Source organism: Pseudomonas umsongensis, assembly GCF_012647205.1.
Lineage (GTDB): Bacteria > Pseudomonadota > Gammaproteobacteria > Pseudomonadales > Pseudomonadaceae > Aquipseudomonas > Aquipseudomonas umsongensis.
This window is the reverse complement of the sequence record NZ_CP051487.1, coordinates 4,185,868-4,198,594: the sequence shown is the minus strand read 5'-3', so window position 1 is coordinate 4,198,594 and position 12,727 is coordinate 4,185,868. Positions and strand designations below refer to the sequence as shown.

Here is a 12,727-nt window from a genome sequence, read left to right as displayed (position 1 = left end):
GATCTGGAGTAAGCAAGATGCGTGGCGTATTTCGAGAAGACCACAACATGTTCCGTGATCAGGCCCGCCGTTTCGTCGATCGCGAAATCGTGCCCTACCTGCATGAGTGGGAAAAGAACGGCATCGTGCCCAAGGAAGTCTGGCTCAAAGCCGGCGAGAACGGCTTGCTGTGCTCCACGGTGCCCGAAGAATACGGCGGCCCGGGAGGCGACTTCGGTCATTCTGCGGTGATGATCGAAGAACTGGCGCGAGCCAATGCCACCGCGGTGGGTTTTACCACTCACTCGGAAATCGTCACCCCTTACATCGTTGCCTATGGCAGCGAAGAGCAGAAGCAGCAATGGCTGCCGCGCATGGTCAGCGGTGAGTTGATTGGCGTGATCGCCATGAGCGAACCAGGCATCGGCAGCGACCTGCGATCCATGCGCACTTCGGCGCGCCGCGACGGTGATGACTACATCGTCAACGGCCAGAAGACCTTCATCACCAACGGCGGCAATGCTGGCCTGGTGGTGACCGCCACCAAGATTGATCCTGCTGCCAAAGAGCTGACCTTGATCTGCGTCGAAGAAAGTCGTGCGGGTTTTGCCAAGGGTCGTCTGCTGGAAAAGATCGGTCTGAAAGGGCAGGACACTGCCGAGCTGTTTTTCGATGAGGTAAGGGTGCCGGTTGGCAATCGATTGGGCGAGGAGGGGATGGGGTTCAAATACCTGACTCACCAATTGGCCTGGGAACGCTTGATCATTGCTATCCGTGCCGCCCAATCGATCGACACGCTGCTGGAAGAAACCATCGGCTACACCCGTGAACGCAAAGTCTTTGGCAAACCGGTTCTCGACTTCCAGAACACCCGCTTCAAGCTTGCGGAAGCCAAGGCCCAAGCCACCATGTTGCGGGTGTTCGTCGACGACTGCCTGGCCAAGGTGATGCGCGGCGAGTTGACGCCCGAAATCGCAGCGATGGCCAAGCTGCTGGGATCGGAAATGCAGGGCAAGCTGCTCGACGAGTTCCTGCAATTGCATGGCGGCTACGGCTTCATGAGCGAATACAAGATCAGCCGCGCCTGGGTCGACGCGCGAGTGGCCCGTATCTATGGCGGCACCTCGGAGATCATGAAAGAAATCATCGGCCGTACCCTTTGAAGCCAACCTGCATGAGGCAGACAAATGAGTAACTCTCTTTATGATATTTCGCTGAAGCAGATCGATGGCAGTGCCAGCCGCCTTGGCGATTATCGGGGCAAAGTCCTGCTGGTGGTCAACGTGGCTTCTAAATGTGGCCTGACCCCGCAATACGAAGGTCTGGAAAAGCTCTACCAGAGCAAGCATTCACAAGGGCTGGAAGTGCTGGGTTTCCCTGCCAACGATTTCAGGGAACAGGAACCCTATAGCGACGCAGAAATCGCTGAGTTCTGCTCAGTGAACTATGACGTTCACTTTCCCCTGTTCTCGAAAATCTCGGTTGTTGGCACCAAGCAGCATCCTCTCTACGCCGAACTGACAGCCGCGCAACCCGAGTCCACAGGCGAAGGTCCAATGCGCGAGCGTCTGCTGGGTTACGGCATCGAGTCCGCCAACACGACGGACGTGCTCTGGAACTTCGAGAAGTTTCTGATCGATCGCCAGGGTGCGGTCGTCGCTCGTTTCGCTCCGGACGTTGCAGCGGATGATCCGCGGTTGCTTGAGGCAATCGAGGCGCAACTGGCTAAAGAGGCGTAACGCGGTGCAGACAGTCGATACGGTTGGCGCGCTGCGTGCGCTCGTGGCCCGAGCCCGGGGTGAGAACAAGAAAGTCGCACTGGTGCCGACCATGGGCAATTTGCATGACGGTCATATAGCCCTGATTCATTGCGCAAAGCAGCGAGCGGACTTCGTCGTCGCCAGCATCTTCGTCAATCCACTCCAGTTCGGGGCCAATGAAGACCTGGCCAACTATCCCCGCACGCCCGACGCTGATCGCGAAAGACTGGTCAATACCGGGTGTGATGTGCTGTTTGCCCCCGCTGTCGAACAGATCTATCCGGATGGAATGCTCAATCAGGCCATCGTCAGTGTGCCGCACGTTTCTGAAGGTCTTTGCGGTGCGGCACGCCCTGGTCACTTTGACGGCATGGCCACTGTCGTCGCCAAGCTGCTGAACATTGCCCAGCCAGACGTGGCGATTTTCGGGGAAAAGGACTATCAGCAGCTGGCAGTCGTGCGCTCGATGGTCAGGGATCTCAACATGGTGACTGACGTTGTCGGTGCACCGACGATCCGGGCCGCGGACGGCTTAGCATTATCCTCGCGCAACGGCTATCTGACCGAGCATGAGCGCTCGGTAGCCCCCGTCCTCTACGCTTGTTTGAAGCAGATGGCGGCGAGTATCCAGCTTGAGAGGCGGGTGGCTGAGCGCCAGTTGATTGAATGCCATCAACGTATCAGCGACGCCGGTTTTCAGCTGGAATACTTTGAAGTCAGGAATGCCCAGGATCTGACACCTGTGAAAAGCACCGATACTCACTTTGTGATTCTGGTGGCGGCGCGCATTGGCAAAACACGGCTCATTGACAATCTGACGGTGGACCTTCGGGCATCGGAAACTTCACCAGAGGCACAACAATGAGTCTTTATCGAGCGTTCGCTGCGTTGTGCCTGTGCTTTTTCTCCCTCGTCGGCTTTGCTCAGCAAGCACCGGTCGACGCTTACAGTGCTGACACCCAACGCGCCAATGCCTTGTTGGTAAAAGCTGTTGCCGAGTACAAAGCCAAGGGCGACTCGGCGTTGGCCGAGTTCAGTCGGCAGGGGGCCTTTATCGATGGTGAACTGTACATCTACGTGGTCGATACCTCCGGTGTGATGCTCGCTAGCGGCGGGCCTTCCGCTTCGCTGGTCGGCAAGCCGGTGTTCAGTGTCCTGGACGACGACCTCAAGGCGGCATTCAAGCAAGCCATTGCACAGCCCGACGACGGCATTGTGCGTAGCGCCGAATACCGCTGGTGGAACTGGCAACACGCCAAGGTCGAGCGCAAACGCGTGTTCTATCAGCGCATCAAGGATCGGTTGATCGTCGTGGGTTACTACATGCCACGGTCCTCCCCCGAACAGGCACAACAACTGCTTGGGCAGATTTCGCGACAAGTTGCCAACGATGCGAAAACCACCTTCGGGCTCATTAATCAGCACGATAAACAGTTCACCGAGGATGATCTGTATGCCTTCGTGGTGGATCTCAAGACCAAGCAGTTTGTCGCTCACGGTTTTTCGACCCGATTGATCGGCACCGACTTCAAGTCATTGCGCTCAGTCGATGGCAAGCCGATTGGCGAGGACATCCTCAAACAGATGAGCGGCCATGAAACAGGTGAGATCGCTTATCTGTGGCGTAACCCGATTACCGGGCAAAACGAATACAAGAGAACTTTTCTGCAGCGGGTAAACGGGTTCGTCGTCGCCGTGGGTTGCTATGCAGTCAAGTGATCAAGACAGGTACGACCGGTACCCACTATCAGGAGCGTGCGCATGACTGATTTGGTATTGCTGCATGGCGGCAACCACGGCTCCTGGTGTTGGGGGCCCTTTATTGAAGCGTTGAACCAGCAGCCTGGGCGCTTCGAGCGAGTGATTACCCTGGATATGCCAGGGTGCGGCACCAAGCGCGGCCGGGATGTTGTGTCCCTGCGGCTCGATGATGTGGTCGAGGAGCTTAATGAGGACCTGCGTGCACTCGGCGTGAACCAGGCCGTCCTGCTTGGGCATTCCATCGCGGGAGCCCTGCTGCCGATGATGGTGCTGGCCGCTCCCCAACTGTATTCGCAGTTGGTGTACCTGGCTTGCGCATTGCCCAGTGAAGGCCAATCAATTCTGCAGCTGCTTGGCACCAGGCTGCATGGCGAAAGTCCGGACCATGTTGGCTGGCCGCTGGATCCTGCGCAAACCACCCCTCAGGCGCTGGCCGTGGCGATGTTCGGTCAGGATTTGAGTGAGCAAACCCTGGGTTGGTTGTTAAGTGAAGCGAGCCAGGACACGACGCCACTCTGTGTGGCGACAGACGCCATCAGCCGCGTGGGATATCCGGGCATCATTGCGGCGAGTTACATCATCACCCTGCGCGACAACATCCTGCCCGTCGACTGGCAGCGGCGGTTTGCGCAACGTGCCGACGCAGAGGTGGTTGTCGAGATCGATACAGCGCATGAGCCGTTCGTATCACACCCGCAGTTGCTTGCGGATGTCGTATGGGGCCTGGAGCGGCATGGGTGATGGGCGACATCGGTGTTTTAAGCCGTAGTAATGGCAAGGCTATCGGCAGCCACTGGTTGATCCTGTCCATTATCTGCTTCAACTTTATCTCGTACGTCTGCAGTGGCTTGCCACTTGCGGTGTTGCCGGGCTATGTCCTCAATGACCTGGGCCTGACCTCGATTTTTGCCGGCGTGGTGATCAGCTCGCAGTACCTGGCGACGCTCCTGGCTCGCCCGTTGGCCGGTGGCGTGGCTGATCGCCTGGGCGCCAAATACGCGGTGGTGTGTGGGCTCAGCGGCTTGATGTTGAGCGGCATCCTGACCGCACTTGCGCTCATCTTGCACACCCAACCCTGGTTGACCCTGACGCTCATACTGATGGGCAGGCTGGTGTTGGGGGCGTCCACGGCCATGATCTCCACGCCTTGTTGCACCTGGGCCATTGGATTATGTGGTGCGCCTCGGGCAGCACAGGTCATGTCGTGGAACGGAATAGCGGCTTATGGTGGTACGGCAGTCGGAGCGCCGCTGGGCGTGCTGCTGCGTAATTCGTTAGGTATTGCCAGTGTCGGACTGTGCACCGTATTGCTTGGCCTGATGTTCCTGCTTTTGGCGCTGGGCAAGCGCCCGGCGCCCTTGATTTCAGGCGCCCGATTGGCATTTTATCGAGTTCTTTTCGCGGTCATGCCCAATGGCCTGGTCCTTGTGTGCAGTTCAGTAGGGTTTGGCGGCCTGACGGCATTCGTCGCACTGTACTTCGACAGCCACGGGTGGGACAACGCCGCCTACTGTTTGAGTGGGTTCGGTGCTGGTTTTATCGTTGCCCGCTTGTCGTCGCCCGGAATACTGCAGCGATACAGGGGCTACAAGGTGGTGGGCGGCTGCCTGCTTGTACAGACCTTGGGAATGCTGCTGATATGGCTCGCGCCATCTCCCGCACTGGCAATTGCTGGCGGTGCGCTGACCGGGATAGGGGTGTCATGGGTCTATCCGGGATTAGGGGTGGAAACACTGTCCAGCACTCCGGCGGCCAACCGTAATTCGGCGCTCAGTGCACTTTCTTTATTCTTTGATATTGCAGTGGGGTTAGCCGGCCCGGTGATGGGCCTGGTTGCTTCTGGTCTTGGCTATGCAGCGATATTTCTCTGTGCTGCGTTGATGTCGATGGGCGGGTTTGTGGCTGTGCTCTACCTGTGTAGAAATAAAAGGTAAGTGCGATTACTCGGACAGGATGAAGCTACTGAAGAGTCGGCCCGAGAGAAGCTGATCGAGTGGACATCGGTGGTTCGTAGGCGTTGCTCTGAACTCGACCGCGCAGAAATAGCCGATGTTTGCATTGGCAATGCTTTTGGCTTGCGCCCCCTGAAGGGAAGGACGGAGTGTGGCCCAACGAGGCTGTACGCGATGTTATGGAGGACTTGGAATCAGAAGAAATATCGAACGGCGCTCATGCCGGACTCTTCGATGCCCGCGGTGCGCACTGGCGGGGTGAACGGGAGGTCAGGAAAGGGAGCTCACAGCCAAGTATCGCAGATGGGCGGAAGCCCTCCACTTTTCCCATCCGTTCGTCTCCTCGTCTCTTCTAACATCCATGGTGGAGACCTACGAATTTGAAGCGGAGCGGCAGGATACGGAGGCAGGTGTTCGGCGACGCCTTCGTCACTGACCCTGCGTAGGCTGTGCGAGGTTAGTCAAATGCGGTACTTGGTGCCACGCTGTTTGTCCGCTTTGGACCTTAGCTGCTTTTTACGAATGGCAGCTAATGGCCGATTACTACCGATTGAGGACGTGCAGCCAATTTCGGTGACCTCCAGCTATAGCACTGTATCCAGCAATTCCCTTCACCGATTTGCCCTCCGAGCTCATATGGAGGAGGGATTCGCTATCCCGATTTAAAATCTAATGACTTCATTTTATTTTCTAATGACCACTGAAGGGTAGGTAGGCAGTAATTTCAATAGCCTGTGTAAACCAAAAGTTTCTAGTGACTACTATGGAAACCTTTAGGTGTATCGAATGCTTTGTGCGCAGTGCCCGGACCGGCATCTGCCAAGGTCGCTCAGATCGCTCAGATCGCTCGGGTCACTAGGTGCATGAGCGGTAGCAGTTGCGTGGCCAAGAGTGTCGCCAAGCTGGGGGGTACGTTTTGGAGGGGGCTGTTCAGCACCGCACCGCGGATACTGCTCTAGAAAAGGTCCGACATCACGACATGAAACATTCCACACACGGCGCCTTGCTGGCTTTTAACGTTGCCGCGAGACAGCTGGTTACAGCTAGCTGATTCCATTCTTAATGAAAAGAATTCCAATCGAAGTGAAAACTCATGTCATGGCGTGTCCCCCGCAGGGTGTATGCCGACGTTTGCCAAGGGCGCTGCACATTTTTATCAAATATTTGTCAGATTAGATCATTGAATGCCAGCTGCGGGCCATTAAGCCATTTAGCAAGGCTAAGTGGAATTCATAGGGCGAAACTTTTTAAGTTTCTTGGCGGAGCGCGACCTGCATCCAAGCGGGAATATCACAGTCCGCGAGCTGCTTGAATTCAGATGGGGCCATTTTGGTTTTGATACTAGCTATTACCATGTCACTCACGCCTTTTTTGCCTAAGTAGAAGAGGGCACAAAGCGCCAATCCGACAATCGTGCCAGCCTGCTGCAGTTTTTCAGGGCCCGCGTGGAGCAAGCGTACATTTCTCGCCCCTATTTTCACCTCGCGGCTGGTACCGCTCGTGTAATAGACAGGTTTGATCTGCATCTGAGTGCTCAACCCGAAAGACCTGACAGCTTCTGCACCATGCACTTGAATAATCTCGTGATTATGTCTAGCAATTATTCGAAGGACTGACTCGGTGCTCGGTTGCACATGCCCAGCAAAACGACTGAACTTTGGCCGCATGTAAATTCCGCGACTCAATCGCGCCAACTCACCCGATGCAGCAAGACGAGATAAGGCTTTGGCCACGGCCGCTCGCGATCCTTCATTAGCAAATCGATTAATGCTGAAGGGTTGCCCTTTGGGAGTGCACTTGATGCGGTTGGCGATTTTGGCGGTAACAGACATACCACACACCAGTTTTGAGAATTGGGAGAGATCTTGCATGTATATCAAACGTGTAGAACTAGCGGCGGAGCTATAGGGTTTTAGACATCACTGCTTTGTCGATCGTGGGGCTCAAGAAGGGTGGAGTAAGCCGATTATTCATTAGTTCTTCTACCTTTCCGGCCAACAGAATCTCATTTGAAGTGGGGTAGTGTCGCAAGAGCCGCCGAGCATTGTTGCGTATAGATTCAGGCAACGCTTGATCTTTGGATAGATCAACCAAAAAGTCTCGGGTCTGAATCATTGATCGCGTACGCTCATGGGGCATCGTCATCATTGACTCCTTAAAATAGGGGAACGAACAACGCCTCCGCCAGCGCATCGCGGAGAAATGTTCGATGTCACTCGCGCTGTCTTTTGACGGCTGGGAATAGAATGCTAACCCTCTTCAGGTTCACGTCGGTGTTCACACCCAAGTGCGAGTAGGTTCGATCAGGAACCTTAAAAAGTGGAACCCGCTCACCCTGTTGATTAATTGCCTCACTTGCCTCAAGGAGTGGCTCCATTTTCCATTGACCGGTTTCATTTACAAAACCTGGTGTTACGTACTGAATGGAGCGCACCCGAAATGACTCGTGCTGGATCTTGAGAATGTCTTTCAACGCATCAAATGAAGACACCATGAACATTTCACCTACGAATTCCTTCCCGTAGCGTACACGTGCTTCGAGGTAAAACCACGGGATCATGACCGTTTGCCGCATGAACGGACGCCCCAGAAAATCGGCACCGAAAAGGCTGGAAATAATTGTCGGCCCTTCATGATCCTTGCTCATCGCTGGTACCTCAGCATCTTGAATGCACAATATATGTTGTAGTCATATATTGCGCAATGTCGCTTTATCGTTCCTTTTGTGAGAAAGCAAAATGGAACTGAAAGAAGCATTTGGGGCGACGCTCCGACAGGCTCGCGTTCGGAAAGGCCTGACGCAGGAGCATTTTTCATTAGTAAGCAGCCGCACCAATGTCAGCTTGCTTGAGCGAGGGGGTACCAGCCCGACACTTGTGAAGCTCGAGGAGTTGTGTAGCGTTTTGGGGGTTCATCCCGTCAGCCTAATTACGGCGTGTTACATGCGAAAGGAAAACATCACGGATCTCAAAGGTTTTCTAGCTCAGGTACGAAAGGACCTGAAAGCCATTGATGCGTGAAATACCGTGAAGGCAGGCCGGATTGCATCGCCAGATTATCGGCGGAATTCGTACTGATAGGGGCGGAGCTCTGTGTAAGCGCTCAATCATCCAACAGACCCGCACCCAATCGAAGGGTTCGTGCAAAGCGCTTATGAAAAAAGAACCACCTTGGCTCATCGGCTTAGGTGGTTTTGCACATTTTTTGTCCTGATTGATATGTTGAGGCCTTCTCATGTCAGGTCATCGTGACATCATGTCAATGCATCGTGACAAATGGGGCAGGCATCAAGCTGCGATCCGGGCCGGCCAATGCCTCCAGGTAATCGATGATCAGCGTCGAATCCATCAACACTTCACCGTCATCCAGTATCAGGGTCGGCGCCTTGACCACCGGGTTGATTTGCCGAAATTGCTCGAAGGTCCTGAACACCGACACCGATTCGTGCTCCAGGGCGATGCCCAGGCGCTTGGCAGAAATGGCGACGCGTCGCACGTAAGGAGAATCCAGCATGCCGATCAGCTTCATTTAACCGCTCCTTGAGATAGCCATTACGCGAGCGACAACCTTAGCTGAGCCCGGTCGACCTGCAAACCGGGGCATGCAGCTCAGCGGTTTGTCTTTTATATAAGCTTCGCAGGATTGAATTTCTTGCTATAAACGCACTCCGATATCCGCCTGGATGCCTGTCTTAGAGCATTTTCGAGGCTTTGTCGGACAAATTCGCTGTCTTTTCAGTTGCTGAGGCCTCAAGTCGGCCTTAGACTGCCGCCCCTCGTAAATTGAGTGCCGGGTGGCGCTTGGTATAAACGGCGCCTTTGCGATGACCTTCGATGGTCCGCCGCAACGCTCCCTAATTCGCCTTAATGCACGTTTTTTTATAGAGATATCAATGACAAAGGACAAGTTGCTGGCCATGCCGGCGGATGACTACATGAATGCCGAGCAACATGCTTTTTTCTCTGAGCTGTTGCAAAACATGAAAGTCGAAACCCATGAGCGCATCGAACAGAACCGCATCGCCATCGAAAGCCTGGACACCCCAGCCGACCCGGCGGACGCCGCTTCCGTTGAAGAAGAGCGCACTTGGCTGGTGAACGCGATCGATCGTGATCAGCGCATGCTGCCTCAGTTGGAACAAGCCCTGGAACGCATCAAGGAAGACAGCTTCGGCTGGTGCGATGACAGCGGCGAGCCTATTGGCCTCAAGCGCCTGCTGATCAGCCCGACCACCAAGTACTGCATCGAAGCTCAAGAACGTCACGAGCAAATCGACAAGCACCAGCGTCAGGCCTGATTCTGTTGGGCAGCCCACTTAACCTGGGCTGCCTGGAAAAGATCGCAGCCGTCGGCAGCCCCCTGTAGGAGCTGTCGCAGGCTGCGATCTTTGCTTTTCGACGCCTGCACAATCCCCCCGAACTTCTATTGATCCACTGCAACGTCCCCGACTAAAGGCTCATGGATAATGGCCTTGTGCTGGCGTTTAATGCGAAGACAACAACTAGAAATTGGCGGGGTGAAAAAGATGACGAGAGACGGATCTCGGGTGGCGGCCGTGCCTGCACCCACGCTTTTGCCGAACAACCGCTGGTTGACGCCGACACTGCAAAGCATCGCCCTGATGCTGCTGTTGTGTGGCATGACCCTTGGCGGCTGGCCGCTCTACCTTGGCCTGCCTCTGGCCGTGTTGATCATCTGGCTGCCGCGCCTGCGCTCACGCGCAATGCCTGAAGCCGCGCCTGTCGATACGTCCGGCACACTCTCGGCGTTAACCCGCGAACTGTCCTACACCACCAGTCATAACGCTTTGTCAGCCGCCGGCGTGGCCTTCTCGGTCAAGCAACTGGCCGACAAGTTGCAGTCGCAACTGGGGGCGGCAGCACAAATCGTTGGCAATGCCGAAGTCATGATCGCTACCGAGCAGGCCACCTCGGCCCTCAGTCACCAGGCCCTCAGTGCCGCGAGTGAAGCGCATCAAAGCGGCGTGGCAGGGCGTACCGAATTGATCGAGTCCATTGCCCGCATGCACCAACTCAGCCAGCGGGCCAATAACAGCCGCGAGCTGATCGAAGCCCTGAGCCTGCGCAGCGATGACATTCAGCGGGTCACATTGGTGATCCAGTCCATTGCCAGCCAGACAAACTTGCTGGCCCTGAACGCGGCCATCGAAGCGGCGCGGGCCGGAGAGCACGGTCGTGGCTTTGCGGTGGTGGCCGATGAGGTGCGCGGGCTTGCCGCGCGCACGGCCACGGCCACCGGAGAGGTCGGCGACATGGTGGCCGATATCCAGCAGCGCACTGCACAAGTGGTCGAGCAGATCCGCCAATTGTCCAGCGACCTCGACACCGGCGTAGGCCAGGTCGAACAGACGGGCCAGCACCTGGACAACATTGCTCGCCTGGCTGCCGGTGTCGAAAGCCAGGTCGGGGCAATCGCTCGCGGTGCCGAAACCAACCGCGAACAACTCGATAGCCTGTTTCACGCCATCGAGCAGATGCGCAGCGACCTTGCGATCAGTGACCAGCAGACCCAGCGCCTGGCCTTGGCAGCGGTGCAGATGGAAGGCCAGGCCGAGACCATCAGCGAGCGCCTCGCCGAAGTCGGCCTGGATGACTATCACCAGCGTATCTATGACCTCGCCCGGGAAGGCGCGAGCCAGATTGCCGCGCGCTTCGAGGCAGATATCGATGCGGGGCACATCAGCCTCGAAGACCTGTTCGACCGCCATTACCAGGCGATTCCCGATACCCACCCGGCCAAATACCGAACGCGCTTTGATCGTTACACCGATCAGGTCCTGCCGGCTATCCAGGAGCCACTGCTGCCACGCCACGAAGGCCTGGTATTCGCCATTGCCTGCACCCAGCAGGGCTACGTGCCGACGCATAACCAGGCGTTCAGCCAGCCACTGACCGGCGATATACAGCACGATACCCTGCATAACCGCAGCAAACGCAAATTCGCCGACCGAACGGGGATCCGCTGTGGCAGTCATCAGCAGGCCGTGCTGTTGCAAACCTACACCCGCGATACCGGAGAGCTCATGCACGACCTGTCAGTGCCGATCATGCTCAAGGGCCGTCATTGGGGTGGTTTGCGCTTGGGCTACAAGCCGGAAAACCCTCGATAATGTTCAAGCAATCTTCAGGCAAGAAACAAGCCTGTGGAGAGGGGGCCCGATGATGGCGGGCGATTGTTACAATTTTGGTAACTAAGCTGTACAAAGTCGATATTGTTTTCGCGCCTGCGCTGTCGTTACCATAACTGTATTAGTTAGGTTGCTAACGGAATTGGAGGCGCAGCATGCACGGTAAAGTTGATGTCGCGGTCATGATCGGTAGCGGAGTACCCGCCAGTTTGCGGGCGATGGGGCAAAGCATCTGCTGGGTGGTGCTGCTCAATGGCGAACGCCGTGGCACAGCCTATTCCAGTCGCAATGAGGCTGAAGAGTGCAAGGCTGCCTGGTTGGCGCAATTGCGCGCCGAAGCGCCAGGCAACCTGCACTGTGCCTGATCTTAGTGAACCTGATGCATGCGCAGGTTCAGGTCGTCGACCACTCGCGCCCAGTCGGCGTCTTCACGCAGTTGTTCTTTGAGGAAGCCTGCCTGTTGGGAGGTCCAGAACTCGGCATCAATGAGCTTTTTGTCTTGGGGCAGGGGGGAGTGGCTGGCAATGAAATCGTCAATGGCTTTTGGGCTGGAATCCAGCCCGAGCTGGTCGAACAAGCCTTTCAGGTCGTGGGTCGGTGATTCCATCTTGATCTCCTTGCAGGTCATCGGTCGTGTCGAGTGATAGAGATGAAGAACGTCTCTGCTGCATCTGAGGGAGCCGTGCTTCATTAAGTTCGCAAACGATGTTCCAACGCAGCAGTGAGCATAGACCGCAATCGCGCGTGTCAGGTTTTCAAGGCGCCTGCATCGACGGCCGCCTTCAGTTCCTTGGCCGACTCCTGCGCGGCGAGGGCGGCGATGTCGGAGGACTTGAACCAGCGATCTTTCTCAACTTGATGATAGGTCACGGTTTTCAGCGGTGGCTTGGCGCGCATCACGATCACGGCCTGGAACTCGCCGTCGATCTCTCTGGCTTCGCCCCTGATGAAAAACTCGCCGATATCAAATTCCGTCACGTTACAGCCTTCCCATGAAATTGTTGTTTAACGCGCCCGCCACGGGAAGGCGCGTTTGATTGGTCGGGGAGTATGGCAGTAGTTGGAGGCCGGCGGCTGAGTAAAGTCGCCGGCTTGACAAAACCTTCCGGGAAAACGGGATGAAAGTG

Annotated in this window: 15 protein-coding genes and 1 pseudogene; 10 read left to right on the top strand and 6 right to left on the bottom strand. The window is 56.1% G+C overall.

Features of this window, described 5'->3' with window-relative positions:
- Nucleotides 1-17: 17 nt before the first annotated feature.
- From HGP31_RS18890 to HGP31_RS18865, 6 genes are read left to right on the top strand one after another with little or no spacing between them, the layout of a single operon-like run.
- The gene (locus HGP31_RS18890; protein WP_033040994.1) at nt 18-1,142 is read left to right on the top strand and encodes an acyl-CoA dehydrogenase family protein; all 1,125 of its coding nucleotides are present in this window, start codon (nt 18-20) and stop codon (nt 1,140-1,142) included.
- Between the two features lie 24 nt (nt 1,143-1,166).
- Entirely contained in the window at nt 1,167-1,718 is a 552-nt protein-coding gene (locus HGP31_RS18885; RefSeq protein ID WP_168758393.1) for a glutathione peroxidase, read from the top strand.
- Between the two features lie 4 nt (nt 1,719-1,722).
- Nucleotides 1,723-2,604, top strand: coding sequence for a pantoate--beta-alanine ligase (panC, locus tag HGP31_RS18880; protein ID WP_168758392.1), 882 nt, complete (start codon nt 1,723-1,725; stop codon nt 2,602-2,604).
- Entirely contained in the window at nt 2,601-3,458 is an 858-nt protein-coding gene (locus tag HGP31_RS18875) for a cache domain-containing protein (protein WP_168758391.1), read from the top strand. The genes panC and HGP31_RS18875 overlap by 4 nt, the downstream gene beginning before the upstream one ends.
- Before the next feature lie 42 nt (nt 3,459-3,500).
- Nucleotides 3,501-4,241 carry an alpha/beta fold hydrolase gene (locus HGP31_RS18870; RefSeq protein ID WP_168758390.1) on the top strand — a complete coding sequence of 247 codons (741 nt, stop codon included), beginning with the start codon at nt 3,501-3,503 and terminating at the stop codon, nt 4,239-4,241.
- The gene (locus HGP31_RS18865) at nt 4,241-5,434 is read left to right on the top strand and encodes an MFS transporter (protein WP_168758389.1); all 1,194 of its coding nucleotides are present in this window, start codon (nt 4,241-4,243) and stop codon (nt 5,432-5,434) included. The genes HGP31_RS18870 and HGP31_RS18865 overlap by 1 nt, the downstream gene beginning before the upstream one ends.
- 1,265 nt (nt 5,435-6,699) lie before the next feature.
- Here HGP31_RS18865 and HGP31_RS18860 read toward each other — a convergent pair.
- The 3 genes from HGP31_RS18860 to HGP31_RS18855 all read right to left on the bottom strand — a co-directional run bounded on the left by HGP31_RS18860 (nt 6,700) and on the right by HGP31_RS18855 (nt 8,099).
- Entirely contained in the window at nt 6,700-7,284 is a 585-nt protein-coding gene (locus HGP31_RS18860; protein ID WP_168758388.1) for a DUF6088 family protein, read from the bottom strand.
- Nucleotides 7,285-7,354: 70 nt separating this feature from the next.
- Nucleotides 7,355-7,591 (bottom strand): BPSL0761 family protein, encoded by a 237-nt coding sequence (locus tag HGP31_RS30800; RefSeq protein WP_338106387.1) that lies wholly within the window; start codon nt 7,589-7,591, stop codon nt 7,355-7,357.
- Between the two features lie 73 nt (nt 7,592-7,664).
- Nucleotides 7,665-8,099: a hypothetical protein gene (locus tag HGP31_RS18855; RefSeq protein WP_168758387.1), complete on the bottom strand. Its 435-nt coding sequence runs from the start codon at nt 8,097-8,099 to the stop codon at nt 7,665-7,667.
- 91 nt (nt 8,100-8,190) lie between these two features.
- Here HGP31_RS18855 and HGP31_RS18850 point away from each other — a divergent pair, with 91 nt between their 5' ends.
- Nucleotides 8,191-8,472: a helix-turn-helix domain-containing protein gene (locus HGP31_RS18850; protein ID WP_168758386.1), complete on the top strand. Its 282-nt coding sequence runs from the start codon at nt 8,191-8,193 to the stop codon at nt 8,470-8,472.
- Between the two features lie 262 nt (nt 8,473-8,734).
- On the opposite strand, the pseudogene HGP31_RS18845 reads toward HGP31_RS18850, so the two are convergent.
- A pseudogene (locus HGP31_RS18845) lies at nt 8,735-8,980 on the bottom strand (glutathione S-transferase N-terminal domain-containing protein); the annotation flags it as partial.
- 364 nt (nt 8,981-9,344) lie between these two features.
- Between HGP31_RS18845 and HGP31_RS18840 the strand changes: the two are divergent.
- From HGP31_RS18840 to HGP31_RS18830, 3 genes are all read left to right on the top strand, one after another.
- Nucleotides 9,345-9,749, top strand: a complete 405-nt coding sequence (locus HGP31_RS18840) for a TraR/DksA family transcriptional regulator (RefSeq protein ID WP_007935965.1) — start codon at nt 9,345-9,347, stop codon at nt 9,747-9,749.
- A gap of 168 nt (nt 9,750-9,917) precedes the next feature.
- Entirely contained in the window at nt 9,918-11,582 is a 1,665-nt protein-coding gene (locus HGP31_RS18835) for a methyl-accepting chemotaxis protein (protein WP_404821742.1), read from the top strand.
- Nucleotides 11,583-11,755: 173 nt separating this feature from the next.
- Nucleotides 11,756-11,965, top strand: a complete 210-nt coding sequence (locus tag HGP31_RS18830; protein WP_020796727.1) for a hypothetical protein — start codon at nt 11,756-11,758, stop codon at nt 11,963-11,965.
- 2 nt (nt 11,966-11,967) lie between these two features.
- Here HGP31_RS18830 and HGP31_RS18825 read toward each other — a convergent pair whose 3' ends face one another.
- A complete protein-coding gene (locus HGP31_RS18825; protein WP_020796726.1) occupies nt 11,968-12,207 on the bottom strand; it encodes a DUF2789 domain-containing protein in 240 nt (79 codons plus the stop codon).
- Nucleotides 12,208-12,347: 140 nt separating this feature from the next.
- Complete coding sequence (locus tag HGP31_RS18820) at nt 12,348-12,578, bottom strand: hypothetical protein (RefSeq protein WP_008064250.1); 231 nt, start codon at nt 12,576-12,578, stop codon at nt 12,348-12,350.
- Nucleotides 12,579-12,727 lie beyond the last annotated feature (149 nt).